Origin of the sequence: Pseudarthrobacter sp. 902506025 (genome assembly GCF_040702325.1) — a bacterium.
In the GTDB taxonomy this organism is placed as follows: Bacteria; Actinomycetota; Actinomycetes; order Actinomycetales; family Micrococcaceae; genus Arthrobacter.
The window spans coordinates 31,719-48,652 of the sequence record NZ_JBFBKW010000008.1 but is presented as its reverse complement, the minus strand read 5'-3'; the positions used below and the strand labels follow the sequence as shown (position 1 = coordinate 48,652).

Below are 16,934 nucleotides of genomic sequence, written 5' to 3'. Positions count from 1 at the left end.
ATCTTTTGCTACTCAGTTGGGTGGAGGGGTGGCTTAGGGTGAAGCCATGGCTCCTCTCTACCCTTTCGCCGGCAATTCCCCGGCTGTCCATGAATCAGCGTTCGTGGCCCCGTCGGCCTCGATCATCGGCAATGCCACCCTGGGCCCGGACGCCAGCGCCTTCTACGGCGTCTCCGTCCGGGCCGACACCGCGGCCATCACCGTGGGCGCCGGAAGCAACCTGCAGGACAATGTGGTGCTGCACGCCGACCCCGGCTTCCCCTGCACGGTGGGCCAGCGGGTCAGCGTGGGGCACGCCGCCGTCGTGCACGGCTGCACGGTGGAGGACGACTGCCTGATCGGCATGGGCGCCACCGTCCTCAACGGTGCAGTAATCGGCGCCGGCTCGCTGGTGGCCGCCGGCGCCGTGGTGCTCGAAGGTACGGTGGTTCCGCCCCGCTCGCTGGTGGCGGGCGTACCCGCCAAGGTGCGCCGCGAACTCACCGATGAAGAGTTCGACGGCGTCCGCGCCAATGCGGCGCGCTACGTGGAGCTCGCGGCGAAACACCGCGAGCTCCACGCTTCTGAAGGCTAATCCAGGCTGATCGGCCCGAACTCGTCCAGCAGGTCGCCTGGGCCCGGGTTCCCCGGCGCCGATGACCCGCCCAGGTGCTTCACCACGCCCCACACCGCGTTCAGCCCGGTGGTCACGGCGCCTTCTGCCCAGCCGGCGGTGAAGGAGACGTCGTCGCCCGCCAGGAAGATGCCGCGCTGGGATTCCGGCAGCCTGTCCTGCTTGAAGTGCGTGAACAGCCGCTGCTGGTAGCGGTAGTGTCCGGGGAGGTTGGCCTTGAAGGCCCCCATGAAGTTGGGGTCCGCCTCCCAGGACACGGTGATGGGCTGGCCCACGATGTGCCCGGCGATGTCCACGCCGGGGTAGATCTGCTCCAGCGAGTGCAGCATCAGTTCCACGCGCTCGTCCGCGTCCAGGGCCAGCCACTTCAGGGCGTCGTCATTCCAGGTGTAGGACAACAGGATGACGGCGGGCTGGTCCGGGCCGTTGTCCAGCAGGTAGGTGGCGCGGTTCAGCCTGTCCGTCAGCGTCATGGACAGGACCTCATTGCCCGTTTCGGGGTCGATGTCCTTCCAGAAGGGCCGGTCCACCATCACAAAGGTCTTGGAGGACTGCATGTAATGCGATTTCTCCATGGCGGTCCACAGTTCGGCCGGGAACAGTGCCTCCTCGGTGTGGATGCGGGTGGACAGCAGCCACGACTGGCATGTGGTAACCACGGCCGGGTAGCTGGCCTCGCGGCCCCAACGCTCCCGGACCCGCAGGTTGCCGTCAGGGTCCCGGCTGATCTTCCCCACAGCGCCGCGGGGCGAGCCGGAGTGCAGCGAGGCCAGGGAGGTGCCGGCCGGCCAGTGCGCCAGGTCCGACGGCGCGTGCTGCCAGAGTGCCTCGGGCAGCCGCTGCGCTCCCCCGCGGATGAGCCGGTGCTGGTCGTCTGCGTCGGTGTAGACCACGCGGAGGATTTCCAGGATGGAGTTGGGGAAGTCGGTGTCCCAGCCGCCGGTGCCGAACCCCACCTGGCCAAAGGCTTCACGGTGGGCGAAGCCTGCCTTTTTAAAGGACTCGCTGGCGGCGATGAAACCGTAGAAGGTCTGCTCATCCATGAGCGGGAGCAGCTCATTCCAGAGTTCCTTGATCCTGGCCATGTCCCGCGCCTTGATGGCGTCCTGCATCTCCCCGAACCTGGCGCCGTCGTTGACTGCTGCCTTCCAGGCGTCGGCCACTTCGCGGAAGAACGGCGGAAGGTCGCCCGGCTTTTCCGCGTAGTACTTCTTGCCTGCCAGTTCGATCACCGTGCTGGAGGTGGCCTCGGCCAAGGGGTTGGGGAAGTCCTGGGTCTCCAGGCCCAGCAGGTCCACGTAGTGGTAGAAGGCCTTGCCGGAGACCGGGAACCGCATGCCGCCCAGGTCCGCCACCACGCCGGGGGCCGCCGGGAAGGCTGCGGTGCGGAGACGGCCGCCGATCTGGTCCGCTTCATAGACCACGGGCCGCAGTCCGAGTTTCATCAGTTCATAGGCGGTCACCAGCCCGGACAGCCCGGCGCCGATGACGGCCACCTCCGTGCCGTACAGCTCCGGCGGGACGGTTCCCAGTCCGTCCGGGTGGGCCAGGTAGTGGTCGTAGCTGAACGGGAAATCGGGGTTCAGCATGGTGATGGGAGCTGCCTGTTCTCCGGTGCCCCGCCCTGCCGCGTCCGCCGGCGGCGTGGAGGTGCTGGAGGGGTCGGAGGCAGGCAGTTCGGTGGCGATGGTCATGATTGTTCTGCTTTCACAGGTTCCTGGCCGGGGGCCTTGGCGGTCAGTTCACGGTAGTCGAGCTCGCTCAGGGCCGCTACCTTGGAGTTCCGGCGTCCATAGCCGAAGTAGATGGCGATGCCCACGAGCATCCAGGCGCCGAACACCACCCAGGTTTCGGCGCCAAGGTTTGCCATCAGGTAGGCGCACATGAGCGTGCCCAGGACGGGGGTGATGGGGTACAGCGGCACCCGGAAGCTGCGCTTCAGGTCCGGGCGGTTGCGGCGCAGGTAGATAACGGCGACGTTGACCAGCGCGAACGCGAACAGGGTACCGATGCTGGTGGCGTCGGCCAGGGCGCCGAGCGGCACCAGGCCTGCGGTGAGGGCGACGGCGGTGCCAACGATCAGGGTACCGGCGGCCGGGGTGCCGGTGCGGGGTGAGACGCGGCTGAAGACCGCGGGCACCAGTCCGTCCCGGGACATGGACAGGAGGATGCGGGTCTGCCCGTAGAGGACGGTGAGGACGATGCTGGCGATCGCGAGGACCGCGCCGACGGAGAAGACCAGCGCTATCCACGGCTGGTGCGTGGTCTCCTCGAGGATCTGGACCAGGGCGGCTTCGGTTCCGTCGAACCAGCCCCAGGGGCGGGCGCCGATGGCGGCAACGGCCACCAGGACGTAGATGCTGGTGACGATCACCATGGACAGCAGGATGGCGCGGGGCAGGTCGCGCTTGGGGTTCCGGGCTTCCTCGCCGGCCGTGGAGGCGGCGTCGAACCCAATGTAGGAGAAGAACACCCTGGAGGCGGCGGCGGAGACGCCTGCGGCCCCCATGGGCAGGAGCGGCTCGAAGTTTCCTGCGTTGAAGGCGGTAAAAGCCACGGCGCAGAAGAACAGCAGGATGCCTACTTTGACGATGACGATGGCGGTGTTGATCCAGGCGCTTTCCCGGGCACCGCGGACGAGCAGGATGGTGGCGAGCACGACGATGGCCACCGCCGGAACGTTCACCAGGCCGCCGTCGCCGGGAGGCTGGGACATCGCGTCGGGCAGCACCTGCCCGAACACAGCCAGCGTTTCGTTGACGTACTGGCCCGCGCCGACGGCCACGGCGGCCACGGAAACGGCGTATTCAAGGACGAGGCACCATCCGCAGATCCAGGCCATGCCCTCCCCCATGGTGGCGTAGGAATAGGAGTAGCTCGACCCTGCGGCCGGGACCAGGCCGGCCATCTCGGCGTACGACACCGCGGAGAGCAGCGCGGCCAGGCCGGCGATGATGAATGAAATCCAGATGGCCGGTCCGGCCAGCGGAACCGATTCGCCGAGGATCACCAGGATGCCCGTCCCCAGGGTGGCACCCACGCTGATCATCGTCAGGTGCAGGACGCCGAAGCTGCGCACCAGGCCGGTTCCCCCACCGGCGCCTTCGGCTTCGCTGACCATGTGGCCTATCGGTTTACGCCGGAGCAGCTGGGCCCGGAGGCCGGGCCGTCCGATGGTTGGCGCGATGGGTTTTTCGGTGGTTACAGGCACAGTCACCGTTGACGTCCCTTCAGAGTAGTTGTCGGTTTCCCGTGACCAACATTGGCATGTGAGCCAACTCTCAACCTGGTGCAAAATGACTTATAGTGATCCACCGTGAGACTTTATGCACAAACGCAGCGGATCCCGCAATCCGGCGCCTGCGGCGGCCGGGTGCGCCGGCTGCCGGGTGCCGGTCGATGCCGGTGCGAGCCATGACCGTTGGACCCGCGGAGTCCGGACGGCTGAGCTTCGTCACCCTCCAGCAGTTCCTTGACCAGCTGCCTCCGCTGCTGAAACCGCTCCACGACGGCGGCAGCGGCGGCCGTCTGTTGCGGTGGGTTGAACCCAGCGAACTGGAGGACCCCACACCCTATTTGCCGGAGGGTGAGTTCCTGCTCACCGCCGGGCTTCCCTTCCTGGGCGACGGCGGCACTCCGGCCAGGGTGGATGCGTATGTCCGGCGGCTGGTGGAGGCCGAGGTGGCGGCCCTCGGGTTCGGGATCAGGCCCTACTTCGATGCCGTCCCGGACGTGGTGCTGGACGCGTGCCGGCGGCACAATCTGACCCTGTTCGAGGTGCCTGAGTCGCTTCCGTTCGCGGCGATCGGCCTCCAGTTCTCACAATTCCTGGAGACCGACAATGCCCGGGTTTTCCGGCAGCTGGCGGAGACCAACCGGCAACTCATGCGGGCCGTCCTCTCCCCCAGGCCGGAGCATGAACTGCTGGCCGCCCTGGTCCAGCGCGTGCCTGTATGGGCGGTCATGGTGGGGGCGGACGGCCGGGTCCGGGCACGCGGCACCAGTGCCGGCGGCAGCACCGCCGTCGAACTTTCCCTGCTGGAACCGATGCTGGAACGGCTGCTGTCCGGCCGCGGCCCCCGGGTGGAGATGGACGGCTTTGACCTGCCGGGCTCGGCGCTGGTGGTGGGCCATCCGCTGCGCAGCACCAAGGATGCCAATCTTGGCGCCCTGGTTCTGGGCTCCGACGTTCCGCTGACCCCCGCACAGAACAACGTGGTCCAGTCCGCGGTCGGATTGCTCGAACTGCTGGTGCGGCAACGCACCAGCGGGTCGCTGGCTCCAAGCCAGCTGGCCACCGCCGTCCTGCTGCACCCCGAAAGCCTCACCGCGGGCGGGACCAGGCATGTGAACGGGCTCAAGGACCTGCTGGCGCAGAGCCTTTCCTCCACCCGGTCCGCGCCCATGCGGGTTGTGCAGGGCATCAACGTGGAAGCGCCCCAGTGGCCGGCAGGTGACGGCCCCGTCCGGGAACTGCTGCAGTGGCGGCGGATGCTCGACACAAAACTGGTGGAGATCACTGACTACGGCTTCGCCGCCGTGACCCGGCTCAGGGTGGATGATGCCCTGCTTGCCGATGTGGAGAAGCTCGGGTGGCGCCTGGTGGTCGGTGAACCGACCGAGCTTGCCGGCTTGTCCGCCGCCTACCAGCGGGCCACCTCCCTGCGCGGCCAGGTCCAGAGAAGCGGGCAGAGCATCCGGGCCGAGGAGGTGTCCTGGTCCGTCACCGGCCTGCTGGGCCGTGAGGCCGGGACTTTGCTGGCCGAACGCCTCCTGCAGCCGGTCCTGGCGCTGGAGCCGGACCGGCGCCATCCGCTGCTGGCTGTCCTCCGCGGCTGGCTCAGCGAGAACGGCAGCTGGGACGCGTCCGCCAAACTGCTGGGCCTGCACCGGAACAGCGTCCGGCGGCAGATCGGCGTCCTTGGCGAGTTGCTCCAGATGGACCTGAACCAGGCACAGGTGCGGGCGGAGCTGTGGATTGCGCTGCAGTACGCAGACAGCCTGGCGGGCAGGGCTGACTGAGGGACGGGACTGGCTGACGGGCTGACGGGCAGCGGTTAGGCGCCGCTGCCCCCGGGGTGGCCCGGTTCCCGCAGCAGGGCTGCCTCCCACTCCCGGTACAGCCCGGGCCGGCGTTCCCGCAGGTAGGGGACTGCATTGCGTGCTGCCCGGACGGCGTCCGTGCCCACCTCGGCAAACAGCAGCGCCGGGGCGTCGCCGGCCTCGGCGAGGAGCGTCCCGTCGGGCCCCGCTACCACGCTTCCGCCACCAAAGGCGTAGGCGTCCTCGTTTCCGCAGTGGTTGGCGTACGCCACAGTGAGCTGGCTTTCCAGCGCACGGGCGCGGACAAGCACCTGCGGTACTGCCTCGAAGCCGGCCGACAATGCGGTGGGCACCAGGAGCAGCTCGGCGCCCCGGGCAGCAGCCGCCCGTGCGGCCTCGGGGAACTCGATGTCGTAGCAGATCAGCAGGGAGGTAGGGATGCCGTGGAAATCCACGACGGCGGGAGGTTCCGCGGCTGCGACAAATGCCTCGCGTTCTTCGTTGCCAAAGAGGTGCACCTTGGCGTAGTTGAGGATTTCCATGCCGTGGGCGTCCACCAGGGTGGCTGAAATGTGCCATCCGGCCGCACCGGCGGATGGTGGTTCAGTGCGCACCGGGGCGGGCAGGCTGTAGACGAGCGCGATCCTGTGCCGGCGCGCGGTGTCCGCCAGGCGGGCGCGGATGGCGGGGAGGGCCGCCGGATCCAGTTCGCTGCGCAGCCGCAGCGGGGCATAGCCCACGGGAAACAGTTCCGGCGTGAGCAGCACGTCGGCACCGGCCTGCGCGGCCCGGCGGGCGGCATCGTCCACGGTGCGCAGGTTGGCCCCAATATCCAGGACCACCGCATTCGCCTGCAGGACGGAGAGCAGCATCGTTACCACCTTCTTCATGCCCGGCCACGGGAACAGGGCTGGGCTGGATTGTTTCCGCCTACCAGCCTAGCCAGCCGCAGGCGGCGGATGACGGGTCGTTTGGACCCACCCGCAGGCATGCCGGGACGGAATGCACGGCGATCCGGCGTGGGCCCTGCGTACCGTTGCCAACGGCATTCGACGCAGCCATGCGTTAACTTCTTGACTACAAGCGCAGCGGTAGGGCAATCTTCTTAGCATGTCCGCAACTACGCGCTCAACGAGGAGCAAACCTAAAAATCCCGGATCGCAGTCCGCCCTGCGGCAGCTGAACCAGCAGCGGATTATCGAGACCCTGATGGGCGGCCCGTCCACCCAGGCGGAACTGGCCCGGCAGACGGGGCTGTCCACCGCCACCGTCTCCAACATCGTCAAGATCATGCTCGATTCCGGCCTGGCATCCACCGAGCCGATCACCAGCTCCGGGCGGCGGGCACTGAACGTGCGGCTGAACAGCAACGGCGCCGTGGCCGTGGGCATCGACTTCGGCCGGCGGCACCTGCGGGTGGTCCTCGCCTCGCTCAGCTACCACGTCATCGCCGAAGAATCGATAATGCTCCCCCTGGGCCACCAGGCGGATGACGGCATCCAGGCCGCGGTGGCGCTCCTGGAGAAACTGTTGCGGGAAAGCGGGGTGGAGCGCTCCTCGGTCGTGGGCGCCGGCGTCGGAATTCCGGGCCCCATCGACCGCCGGACAGGGACGGTGGCCCAGGGCGCAATCCTTCCCGAATGGGTAGGCATCAACATCCTCCAGCACCTTGAGGAAACCTTGAGAATCCCCGTCTTTGTTGACAATGACGCCAACCTCGGCGCCTGGTCCGAGGTGACGTGGGGGCAGCACTCCGGGGTCAGCAACCTGATGTTCATGAAGATCGGATCGGGCATCGGTGCCGGCCTGATCCTCAACGGCGCCCCCTACTACGGCAACGTGGGAATCACCGGCGAAATAGGGCACGCGACCATCCATGAGCAGGGCCTGGTGTGCCGTTGCGGCAACCGCGGCTGCCTGGAAACCATCGCCTCCACCACCACCATGATCGAGCTCCTCAGCCGCGGCGAAGACCCGCCGATGACTCCGGCCGACATTGTCCGCAAGGCCCTGAACCGCGACTCCGCCACCCTTAGGGTCGTGGACGATGCCGGACTGGCCGTGGGCCGCGCACTGGGCAATGTGGCCAACCTGATCAACCCTGAGGTCATCGTGGTGGGAGGGCCCTTGGCGGGCCTGGGCGACATCCTGCTGGACCCCATCCGCAGAGGATTGATCCGCCATGCAGTGCCCGTGATCGGCGAGACGACAACCCTCACCATGTCCTCGCTCGGGGACCGGGCGGAGGCGCTTGGCGCCGCCGCCCTGGTGTTCCAGCACGCCGGGATCCGCAAGGCGTAGACCATTTCGTTATCCAGCAATTGCGTTAAAGACTTGACGACAATAGCTGTGATCCAGTTTACTTTTGGTTCAGACGGCCCTGCGCTTTGCCGGCCGGACAAAGAAGTCATTGCATTGGAGGGTTAGGGCTCATGACGTCCCAGACCACGCACGCGGACCCGGTCATTCTCGAGATGCGGTCCATCACCAAGGAATTTCCCGGCGTTAAAGCCTTGTCGAACGTGAGCCTCCGGGTGAAGGCAGGCGAAATCCACGCCATCTGCGGCGAAAACGGCGCCGGCAAATCCACCCTTATGAAGGTCCTGTCCGGCGTGTACCCGTACGGAAGCTACGACGGCGACATCGTCTACCAGGGGCAGGTCCAGCAGTTCCGGGACATCAGGGCCAGCGAGCACGCCGGCATCGTGATCATCCACCAGGAACTGGCGCTGATCCCCGAACTGTCCATCATGGAGAACATCTTCCTGGGCAACGAGCCCACCAAGCGCGGCATCATCGACTGGGGCGAGGCCCGCCTGCGGTCCCTGGACCTCCTGGCCAGGGTCGGCCTGCGGGACGACCCCGATACCCCCATCAAGGAAATCGGCGTCGGCAAGCAGCAGCTGGTGGAAATTGCCAAGGCCCTGAACAAGTCCGTGAAGATCCTCATCCTGGACGAGCCCACCGCAGCCCTGAACGAATCGGATTCACAGCACCTGCTGGACCTGATGCTGGGCCTGAAGGCCAAGGGCATCACGTCGATCATCATCTCCCACAAGCTCAACGAGATCGAGCAGATCGCCGATTCCATCACCATCATCCGCGACGGCAAATCCATCGAGACCCTTGACGTCAAGGCAGACGGAGTTGACGAGGACCGCATCATCAAGGGCATGGTGGGACGCACCCTCGAGTCCCGGTTCCCGGAGCACACGCCCAAGATTGGGGAAGTGTTATTCGAGGTCAAGGACTGGACCGTGGGGCACCCGGCCATCCAGGACCGCCTCGTCTGCAAGGGATCCAGCTTCTTCGTCCGCCGGGGCGAAATCGTCGGGTTTGCCGGCCTCATGGGCGCAGGGCGGACGGAACTGGCACGCTCCGTCTTCGGACGGTCCTACGGCAGGTTCATTAGCGGCCATATCTACAAGGACGGCCGCGAGGTCACCCTCAAGAACGTCCGGCAGGCCATCGATGCCGGGCTGGGCTACGTCACCGAGGACCGGAAGTCCCTGGGCCTGAACCTGCTCGACGACATCAAGACCACTACGGTTGCGGCCAACCTGAGAAAGATCAGCCACAACTACGTGGTGGACCCCAACCAGGAGTTCACGGTTGCTGAGCAGTACCGCAAGTCGCTGCGCACCAAGACGCCGTCCGTGGAGGAAGGCGTGGCCAAGCTTTCCGGCGGCAACCAGCAGAAGGTGGTGCTCGCCAAGTGGATGTTCACCGACCCGGACCTGCTGATCCTGGATGAACCCACCCGCGGCATCGACGTCGGGGCCAAGTACGAGATTTACGGCATCATCCAGCAGCTGGCCAACCAGGGCAAAGGGGTCATCGTCATCTCCTCGGAGCTCCCCGAACTCCTGGGACTGTCTGACCGCATCTACACGATCTTCGAAGGCGCCATCACGGGCGTCCTGAACAAGGACGAGGCCACTCAGGAAAGCCTGATGAAACTGATGACCTCCGCCGCGCCCCGAAAAGCCGCCTGATCCCCTGGCCATTCCAGAACCTTCCGGACACAAGGACTGACACCATGAACGCCCTCAAAAAGCTGTTTGGCGGAAACACCCGCCAATTCGGCATGATCTTCGCCCTGGTGGCCCTGATCATCTTCTTCCAGATCGCCACCAGCGGCCGGACCCTCACCCCCGGCAACGTCATCAACCTCTTCAACGGAAACTCCTACATCCTCATCCTGGCCATCGGCATGGTGCTGGTGATCATTGCAGGACACATCGACCTGTCCGTCGGCTCTGTCGCGGCCTTCGTCGGCGTCACCGTGGCCCTTGCCATCCGTGACTGGGGCATCCCCTGGTACGCAGGGGTCCTGCTGGGTCTGCTGCTAGGCGCGGTAATCGGCGCCTGGCAAGGCTGGTGGACGGCGTACGTCGGAATCCCGGCGTTCATCGTGACGCTGGCCGGCATGCTCCTGTTCCGTGGTTTCAACCAGTTCGTTGGCAAATCCAACACCATCCCGGTCCCTGCCGATTTCCAGTACCTTGGCTCCGGCTACCTCCCCGAGGTGGGCCCCAACTTGGGCTACAACAACCTGACCCTGCTGCTTGGCCTTGCCGCCGCCGTCTTCGTGGTTGTCAGCGAGCTGCGGTCCCGCTCCAGGGCCAATGCCCTCGGTGCCGAAGTTCCCGAAATGTGGGTTACCGTCCTGAAGCTGGTCCTCGTCTGCGCCGCCATCCTGTACGCCACGTACCTGTTCGCCACGGGCCGCCCTGGTACTTCCTTCCCCATCCCCGGCCTCATCCTGGCCGTCCTTGTCCTGATCTACGGCTTCATCTCCTCCCGGACGATCATCGGCCGCCACGTTTACGCAGTGGGTGGCAACCGGCATGCGGCAGAGCTGTCCGGCGTCCAGTCCAAGAAGGTCAACTTCCTGGTGATGATGAACATGTCCATCCTGGCCGGCCTGGCCGGCATGATCTTCGTTGGCCGTTCCACTGCATCGGGTCCCTTCGACGGCGTGGGTTGGGAACTTGATGCCATCGCCGCAGTCTTCATCGGCGGCGCGGCCGTTACCGGCGGCGTGGGCACGGTGATCGGGTCCATCATCGGTGGCCTGGTCATGGCCGTCCTGAACAACGGACTCCAGCTTCTCGGCGTCGGTGCCGACCTGACCCAGATCATCAAGGGCCTGGTGCTCCTGATCGCGGTCGCATTCGATGTTTACAACAAGTCCCAGGGCAAGACGTCGATCATTGGCATGCTGACCAGGAACTTCAACCGCTCTTCCGGCGGCGGCCCCAGTAATCCTCTCCAGCCCGACGAAACCACCTCCACCAAGGAAGCGATCGCCAGGGAAGCCTGAGCTCTGCAACCTGACCTTTTAACACCAAATAGAGAGAGAACCAACAATGCGAATGATTGGTAAAGCAGGAAAGGCCGCGGCAGTCGCTGCCATCGCAGCACTGGCGCTGACGGGTTGTGGACGCTCCGAGTCCGGTGGCGGCTCCAGCGGCAGCGCAGCCGGATTCCCGCAGGACTCGTCCATCGGCGTGGCATTGCCCCAGAAGACCAGTGAAAACTGGGTTCTGGCAGAGAAGCTCTTCAACGACGGCCTCAACGGCGCCGGGTTCAAGGCCGATGTCCAGTTCGCCAACGGCGGCGTTTCGGAGCAGCAGAACCAGATCAGCGCCATGGTCACCAAGGGTGCCAAGGTCATTATCGTGGGCGCCATCGACGGCTCCCAGCTGGGAACCCAGCTCAAGCAGGCCAAGGACAGCGGCGCCACCATCATCGCCTATGACCGCCTGCTGCTGAACACCGAGAACGTCGACTACTACGTGGCCTACGACAACTTCAAGGTCGGTGTCCTCCAGGGCCAGGCCCTGCTCGACGGCATGAAGGCCAAGAAGCCGTCCGGCCCGTACAACATCGAACTGTTTGCCGGTTCCCCTGACGATGCCAACGCCAAGGTGTTCTTCGACGGCGCCATGAGCGTCCTGAAGCCGAAGATCGACGACGGCACCCTCAAGGTCCTGTCCGGCCAGACAGGTTTTGAGCAGGCTGTAACCCAGGGCTGGAAGGCAGAGAACGCCCAGCGCCGTGCCGACACCTTACTCACGGGCAGCTATGGCAGCGCAACCCTGGATGGCGTGCTCTCCCCCAACGACACCCTGGCCCGCGCCGTCCTGACCTCGGTCAAGGCAGCTGGCAAGCCGATTCCGGTCATCACCGGCCAGGACTCCGAGGTTGAGTCCGTCAAGTCCATCCTTGCGGGCGAGCAGTACTCCACCATCAACAAGGACACCCGCAAGCTCGTTGAGCACGCCATCACCATGGTTAAGGACCTTCAGGCAGGCAAGAAGCCGGAGATCAACGATGACAAGTCCTACAACAACAAGGTCAAGACCGTTCCGGCATACCTGCTGGAGCCGGTCATCGTGACCTCTGCCAACGTCAAGACGGCCTACAAGGACGATCCCGTACTCGGCCCGATCACCAAGTAACACAGTCGGTAACTCCGGGTAAACCCCGGCAAGCGGAAAGCCCGGTCCTTCAACAGGACCGGGCTTTCCTGCGTCCTGCCTCAACAGCAACATCCTTCACAGGCCAAACACAGGTCCGGCCGGATTGCGGCACAGGATGCCCGGCGAGGGTTGATGGGAAGCCGGCCTCCCGCGCCGGCACCTGAGCCATAGGAGTAACGTGAGCGTCCTTGCCCGAAGCGTAGGCAATGCCTTCAGAAACAAGGTCCGCACCGCAGCTGTTGTTGCGGTGCTGGCCGTCGCCATTGGCCTGGCACTGGCCATGCTGGTGGCGAACCAGGCAGTCGGGGCGAAAGTGCAGGAGCTCAACGCCTCCGTCGGCACCGTCCTGACCGTCAACCCCGCCGGCGGCCAAGGCTTCGAAGGCGGCGGAGAGCCGCTGACAGCCGCCCAGGCAGCCACCGCCGCCGGCATCCCCAACGTCAGCGCCGTCGTCGGGACCTCATCCCTGCGGTTGCGGAACGCGGCGGCTGCCGCGGCACAAACGGCGCAGGCTGGACAAACCGCACCGGGCGGCCAAACCGGGCAGGCGGGCCCCGGCGGCCAGGCCGCAGCGCCCCTGACCACGAGCCTTACCGCCGCGGTGGATGCAGGCACCCTGGGCAACCGCAACCAGCAGGCCAACGGAACCACCGGATCCACCGGAAGCACGCAGCAGCCGGTCCGGTCCCTGCCGATCACCGCCACGGGTATCGGCGCTGAAGTGGACACCACGGGCAAGGCACTGAACATTACGCAGGGCACCGGACTGGGCGACTACTCGGCAGCGTCCACGGGAGCACTGCTGGGCACCACGCTGGCGGAGAAAAACAGCCTCACCGTTGGGTCCACCTTCACCATCAACGACCAGACCTACACGGTGACCGGATTGTTCGACGCCGGTACGGCGTTCGGGAACAACGCCGCCTACCTCACGCTCCCCACCGCCCAGTCGCTCGCCGGGACACCGGGCGAACTGTCCAGCATGATCGTCACGGTCAATTCCATGGACAACGTCGCCACCACCAAGACGGCCCTGCAGGCCGCCCTGGGCAGTGGCAAGGCCGACGTCACCCAGGGGCAGAACCTGCAGACCGCCGTCAGCTCCCTGGACAGCGTCAAGAACATCTCCTTCATCGCCTTCATTGCCGCCCTCGGAACCGCTGGCCTGATCATCCTGCTCATCATGGTGATGCTGGTCCGCGAGCGCCGCCGCGAAATCGGGGTCCTGAAAGCCATCGGCGCCCCCAACCGCACCATCGGCCTGCAGTTCGTCCTCGAAGCCCTGGTCCTCGCGGCCCTGGGCAGCGCAGTGGGGGCAGCAATCGCATCCTTCGCCAGCGGGGGGATCGCTTCGGCCCTGATCAGCAGCAACACCACCACAACCACTGCCAGCACGGGCCGCGGCCCCGGCGGGGCGGGCGGCTTCCCGGGCGGCCAGGGCGGCCCCTTCGGCGGCGCCTCCCAGCTCCTGAACTCGGTCACCGCGAGCGCATCGCCGGGCGTGATCGCCGGTGGCATCGCCGCCGTGTTCTGCGTGGCCATTATCGGCGCCCTGGTGCCCGCGCTGCTTACCGCGCGCATCCGTCCCATCGAAGTCCTGCGAGGAGAATAGCCATGATTGAAGTCAAGAACCTGGTCCGCACCTTCAACTCCGGTGACCGCACCATCAAGCCGGTCAACGATGTCAGCTTTGTCCTGGAGCAGGGCACCCTGGCCTCCATCGTGGGCAAGAGCGGCAGCGGCAAGAGCACCCTGCTGTCCCTGCTGGGCGCGCTGGACAAACCCACCAGCGGGGACGTCGTGGTGGACGGCGTGAACCTGGCAAGCCTGCCGGACACCAAGCTGACGGAATACCGGCGCAGGGACATCGGCTTCGTGTTCCAGCAGTTCAACCTGATCCCCAACCTGTCCGCCGTGGACAACGTCATGCTGCCCATGGAGTTCGCCGGGGTCCGCAAGGCCGCGCGGCTGCAGCGCGCCAAGGACCTGCTGGAACAGGTCCAGCTTGATCCGTCCAAGCACGACCGGCGGATCAACAGGCTCTCCGGCGGCGAGCAGCAGCGCGTGGCCATTGCCCGCGCCCTGGCCAATGAGCCGAAACTGATCCTGGCGGACGAGCCCACCGGCAACCTGGATGAGCAGACCGGCGACCACATCATCGAGCTCCTCAGCTCGCTGAGCCGCGACCACAACACCACCATCCTGGTGGTCACCCACGACAGGATCCTGGCGAACAAGACCGACCGCCGGTTCCGCCTGCAGCAGGGCCAGCTGACGGAAGAGCCGGTCCGGGGACGGAGCGCCGTCGCCGCCACGGCCTGACCCGGAGAAGACGGGCCCGGCAGGGCCGTCGGCGGGGGAAGCGCCCAAAGCGTCCTCCCGCCGTCGGCCTCTTTCCGCTGTTAGCCACCGCACGGGGCGCGGAATTCCGGGGCCGTCCGGCGGCCCTGTGACAGGATTGCAGCTATGACTGCTCCGATCGCAAAGCCGTGGCTTTCCAGCCAGCCCAACCAGGATCCCCGGTCCGCCACCGGGGCTCCCCTGCGCTGGGGAATCATCGCCACGGGCAGCATTGCCCGCGCCGTCTCGCAGGATCTCGCGCTGCTTGAAGATGCCGAGCTGTATGCGGTCAGTTCCAGGGCGCAGGACACCGCGGACGCGTTTGCCGTGGCGTATGACTTTTCCAAGGCGTACGGGGACGACGGCGGGGTGCCCGGCTACCAGCGGCTGCTGGCCGATGACGCCGTGGATGTTGTGTACGTCGCGACGCCGCACGCGCAGCACCACGAGATGGTTCTCGCTGCCCTCAACGCCGGCAAGCACGTGCTGTGCGAGAAGGCTTTCACCATCAACGCCCGGGAAGCGGCGGAACTCATCGAGGTGGCGCGCAGCCGCAAGCTCTTCCTCATGGAGGCGGTCTGGAGCCGGTTCCTGCCCTCGATGCAGCGTGCCTTCGACATCGCTGCTTCCGGAGAGCTGGGCGACATCCATTGGGTGACCGCTGACCTTGGCTTCCCGGCACCGTACTCCCCCACCGCCAGGCTGTGGGCCCGGAAGGACGGCGGGGGCGCACTGCTGGATCTGTCCGTGTACCCGCTCCTGTGGGCGCTCGGCACGCTTGGCTTCCCGCAGACCGTCAGCGCCACGGGCTTCGTCAACGACGACGGCGTCGATGCGCAGAACGCCCTGAGCCTTGGCTACGGCCACGCCGCCCAGGTCCAGCTCACCTCCTCCCTGCTGGCCCACGGACCCCGCACTGCCACGGTGGCCGGCAGCCTGGGCTTCCTGCAAAGCGTGGGCTCCATCAACAACCCCCGCGAACTGGTCATCACCAAGGGGTGGGAGGACCGCCGGACGGAGACCTTCGACGTCGTGGGAAAGGGCTACGCCTACGAGCTGCGCGAGGTGATGAGGTGCGTCCAGCAGGGGCTGACCGAGAGTCCGGTCATGCCGCTTGAGGACACCCTGAACACCATGCGCCTCTTCGACGGTGTGCGCGCACAGCTCGGCGTGACCTACCCCAACGACAGCCACTAGCAGGATCATCAAAGGCTGCGTTCGACGGCGGCGGGCAGCTTTTGCCCGCTGGTCACGCCACTGTGACTGCCCGATTCTGCCTTGACAGTTTCTGCACCCGTTTCCGGCATTTGTAAATTCCCTTTAGTGAATGCTGGACTTCAGGCGATAAGCAGTCTTAGCATTTAGAAAGCATCGATTGCGCCGGTCACTGGGGGGTGGTACGCATGGCTCGTAGTAGTTCGCCATGGCATGCCCTGCGCCCGCTGCTCCTGGCAGGAGCAGCCGCGGCCACCTGGTTGACTCTTTCATCAACGGCTGCAACTGCCGATGCCGGGACCGATTCCACTTCACTGCTCGGCGGCGCCACCAGTTCGGTGTCTTCCCTGAGCCAGGATCTTGCAGCTGCGGTTTCACCGGTCCCTGCCGGGTCGGCGGCTGGACCAGCAGCGTCCCCCGGGCTGCTGCAGCCTGTCGTAACGCCGGTTGCCGGCCTCGCGGACAACCTTATTGCCGCCGTTCCCGTGGTGGACCAGGTGGTTCCGGCCGGAACGGTTTCAGAGGTCTCGGCTCCCCTTGCTGAGCTGGCCGATACTGTGGCTGCCGGTGTAGCCCAGGAAGTCGCAGCCCCTGCAGCCGAGGCGGTTCCGGTCCTGGAGCCTGTGCTCCAACCGGTTTCAGATCTTTTGACCGGAACTGTTCCGTTGCCCGTCCCGCCCTTGGATGCCGTGCAAGTGGACGTTCCCGCCGAGGTGGTCCCTGCTCCCGCGCAGGATCAACCGGCAGCCGTGGACGATGCGCCGGGTGCCATGAACACGGCCCCGGAATCTGACCAGGCTGTTGAAGTCTCATCCACGGCACCAGCAGCCCACCCCGGCGCGTTCATGGAAGCCGCGGGCGCGGGCATCCTGGCCCATACGGCGGCGCCGCAGTCCGGGGAATCCGTGACGGCTGGCGCCGTCCAGGAGCAGCCCCTGCCGGACACGTTGCCCCTGCGTGCCCAGGCTCCGGCAGCCCCGGCGTCCGGCACGGGCAGCGGAGGATCAGCGGGCGGAGCGTCCCCTGCCGCTGCGTGGCTCGACCCTTTCGACTTCGATTTTGACCGGGCCGGAAGTGTTCGCGCCGACCGGTCCTCCGAGCATGCCCCTGCGCCGGTGTCGTTCGACCCCGGCTCTTCCCCTGACTAGTTGAGGCCCTCTGCCCTCCCGAGGGCAGCACGCGGCTTTACGGGCAGCTGTCCAGCGCCCGGACACTCAACTATTTCAGGAGTAAAC

Annotated in this window: 13 protein-coding genes; 10 read left to right on the top strand and 3 right to left on the bottom strand. The window is 66.2% G+C overall.

The window, feature by feature from the left end; genetic code table 11:
• Nucleotides 1-46 precede the first annotated feature (46 nt).
• Nucleotides 47-574, top strand: coding sequence for a gamma carbonic anhydrase family protein (locus tag AB0280_RS14790; RefSeq protein ID WP_366367677.1), 528 nt, complete (start codon nucleotides 47-49; stop codon nucleotides 572-574).
• Here the strand turns inward: AB0280_RS14790 and AB0280_RS14785 are convergent.
• Nucleotides 571-2,307: a flavin monoamine oxidase family protein gene (locus AB0280_RS14785; protein ID WP_307488587.1), complete on the bottom strand. Its 1,737-nt coding sequence runs from the start codon at nucleotides 2,305-2,307 to the stop codon at nucleotides 571-573. The genes AB0280_RS14790 and AB0280_RS14785 overlap by 4 nt on opposite strands.
• Nucleotides 2,304-3,830 carry an amino acid permease gene (locus AB0280_RS14780; protein ID WP_275180441.1) on the bottom strand — a complete coding sequence of 509 codons (1,527 nt, stop codon included), beginning with the start codon at nucleotides 3,828-3,830 and terminating at the stop codon, nucleotides 2,304-2,306. The genes AB0280_RS14785 and AB0280_RS14780 overlap by 4 nt, the downstream gene beginning before the upstream one ends.
• A 197-nt stretch (nucleotides 3,831-4,027) precedes the next feature.
• On the opposite strand from AB0280_RS14780, the gene AB0280_RS14775 reads away from it, so the two are divergent.
• On the top strand, nucleotides 4,028-5,635 hold the full coding sequence (locus AB0280_RS14775) for a PucR family transcriptional regulator (RefSeq protein ID WP_307488588.1): 1,608 nt from the start codon (nucleotides 4,028-4,030) through the stop codon (nucleotides 5,633-5,635).
• Between the two features lie 35 nt (nucleotides 5,636-5,670).
• Here the strand turns inward: AB0280_RS14775 and AB0280_RS14770 are convergent, their stop codons facing one another.
• Nucleotides 5,671-6,528 carry a nitrilase-related carbon-nitrogen hydrolase gene (locus AB0280_RS14770; RefSeq protein WP_307488589.1) on the bottom strand — a complete coding sequence of 286 codons (858 nt, stop codon included), beginning with the start codon at nucleotides 6,526-6,528 and terminating at the stop codon, nucleotides 5,671-5,673.
• A 238-nt stretch (nucleotides 6,529-6,766) separates the two neighbouring features.
• Here AB0280_RS14770 and AB0280_RS14765 point away from each other — a divergent pair, with 238 nt between their 5' ends.
• The 8 genes from AB0280_RS14765 to AB0280_RS14730 all read left to right on the top strand — a co-directional run bounded on the left by AB0280_RS14765 (nucleotide 6,767) and on the right by AB0280_RS14730 (nucleotide 16,847).
• Nucleotides 6,767-7,957 carry an ROK family transcriptional regulator gene (locus AB0280_RS14765; protein ID WP_159632586.1) on the top strand — a complete coding sequence of 397 codons (1,191 nt, stop codon included), beginning with the start codon at nucleotides 6,767-6,769 and terminating at the stop codon, nucleotides 7,955-7,957.
• 131 nt (nucleotides 7,958-8,088) lie between these two features.
• Nucleotides 8,089-9,651, top strand: coding sequence for a multiple monosaccharide ABC transporter ATP-binding protein (gene mmsA / locus AB0280_RS14760; RefSeq protein WP_307488590.1), 1,563 nt, complete (start codon nucleotides 8,089-8,091; stop codon nucleotides 9,649-9,651).
• Between the two features lie 44 nt (nucleotides 9,652-9,695).
• Nucleotides 9,696-10,982 carry a multiple monosaccharide ABC transporter permease gene (gene mmsB / locus AB0280_RS14755; RefSeq protein WP_018770240.1) on the top strand — a complete coding sequence of 429 codons (1,287 nt, stop codon included), beginning with the start codon at nucleotides 9,696-9,698 and terminating at the stop codon, nucleotides 10,980-10,982.
• Between the two features lie 46 nt (nucleotides 10,983-11,028).
• A complete protein-coding gene (locus tag AB0280_RS14750; RefSeq protein ID WP_142068097.1) occupies nucleotides 11,029-12,123 on the top strand; it encodes a sugar-binding protein in 1,095 nt (364 codons plus the stop codon).
• A gap of 199 nt (nucleotides 12,124-12,322) precedes the next feature.
• Nucleotides 12,323-13,756 carry an ABC transporter permease gene (locus tag AB0280_RS14745; protein ID WP_307488591.1) on the top strand — a complete coding sequence of 478 codons (1,434 nt, stop codon included), beginning with the start codon at nucleotides 12,323-12,325 and terminating at the stop codon, nucleotides 13,754-13,756.
• Nucleotides 13,757-13,758: 2 nt separating this feature from the next.
• Nucleotides 13,759-14,466 carry an ABC transporter ATP-binding protein gene (locus tag AB0280_RS14740; protein ID WP_307488592.1) on the top strand — a complete coding sequence of 236 codons (708 nt, stop codon included), beginning with the start codon at nucleotides 13,759-13,761 and terminating at the stop codon, nucleotides 14,464-14,466.
• Nucleotides 14,467-14,610: 144 nt separating this feature from the next.
• Nucleotides 14,611-15,681: a Gfo/Idh/MocA family protein gene (locus AB0280_RS14735; RefSeq protein ID WP_364400844.1), complete on the top strand. Its 1,071-nt coding sequence runs from the start codon at nucleotides 14,611-14,613 to the stop codon at nucleotides 15,679-15,681.
• Between the two features lie 206 nt (nucleotides 15,682-15,887).
• Nucleotides 15,888-16,847 (top strand): hypothetical protein, encoded by a 960-nt coding sequence (locus tag AB0280_RS14730; RefSeq protein WP_307488594.1) that lies wholly within the window; start codon nucleotides 15,888-15,890, stop codon nucleotides 16,845-16,847.
• The last annotated feature ends 87 nt before the right edge of the window (nucleotides 16,848-16,934 follow it).

Coding starts and splice junctions, on each gene's coding strand:
- AB0280_RS14770 (WP_307488589.1), bottom strand. CDS start 6,528: ATGCTGCTCTCCGTCCTGCAGGCGAATGCGGTGGTCCTGGATATTGGG.
- AB0280_RS14735 (WP_364400844.1), top strand. CDS start 14,611: ATGACTGCTCCGATCGCAAAGCCGTGGCTTTCCAGCCAGCCCAACCAG.
- AB0280_RS14730 (WP_307488594.1), top strand. CDS start 15,888: ATGGCTCGTAGTAGTTCGCCATGGCATGCCCTGCGCCCGCTGCTCCTG.
- AB0280_RS14785 (WP_307488587.1), bottom strand. CDS start 2,307: ATGACCATCGCCACCGAACTGCCTGCCTCCGACCCCTCCAGCACCTCC.
- AB0280_RS14790 (WP_366367677.1), top strand. CDS start 47: ATGGCTCCTCTCTACCCTTTCGCCGGCAATTCCCCGGCTGTCCATGAA.
- mmsA (WP_307488590.1), top strand. CDS start 8,089: ATGACGTCCCAGACCACGCACGCGGACCCGGTCATTCTCGAGATGCGG.
- AB0280_RS14740 (WP_307488592.1), top strand. CDS start 13,759: ATGATTGAAGTCAAGAACCTGGTCCGCACCTTCAACTCCGGTGACCGC.
- mmsB (WP_018770240.1), top strand. CDS start 9,696: ATGAACGCCCTCAAAAAGCTGTTTGGCGGAAACACCCGCCAATTCGGC.
- AB0280_RS14750 (WP_142068097.1), top strand. CDS start 11,029: ATGCGAATGATTGGTAAAGCAGGAAAGGCCGCGGCAGTCGCTGCCATC.
- AB0280_RS14765 (WP_159632586.1), top strand. CDS start 6,767: ATGTCCGCAACTACGCGCTCAACGAGGAGCAAACCTAAAAATCCCGGA.
- AB0280_RS14775 (WP_307488588.1), top strand. CDS start 4,028: ATGACCGTTGGACCCGCGGAGTCCGGACGGCTGAGCTTCGTCACCCTC.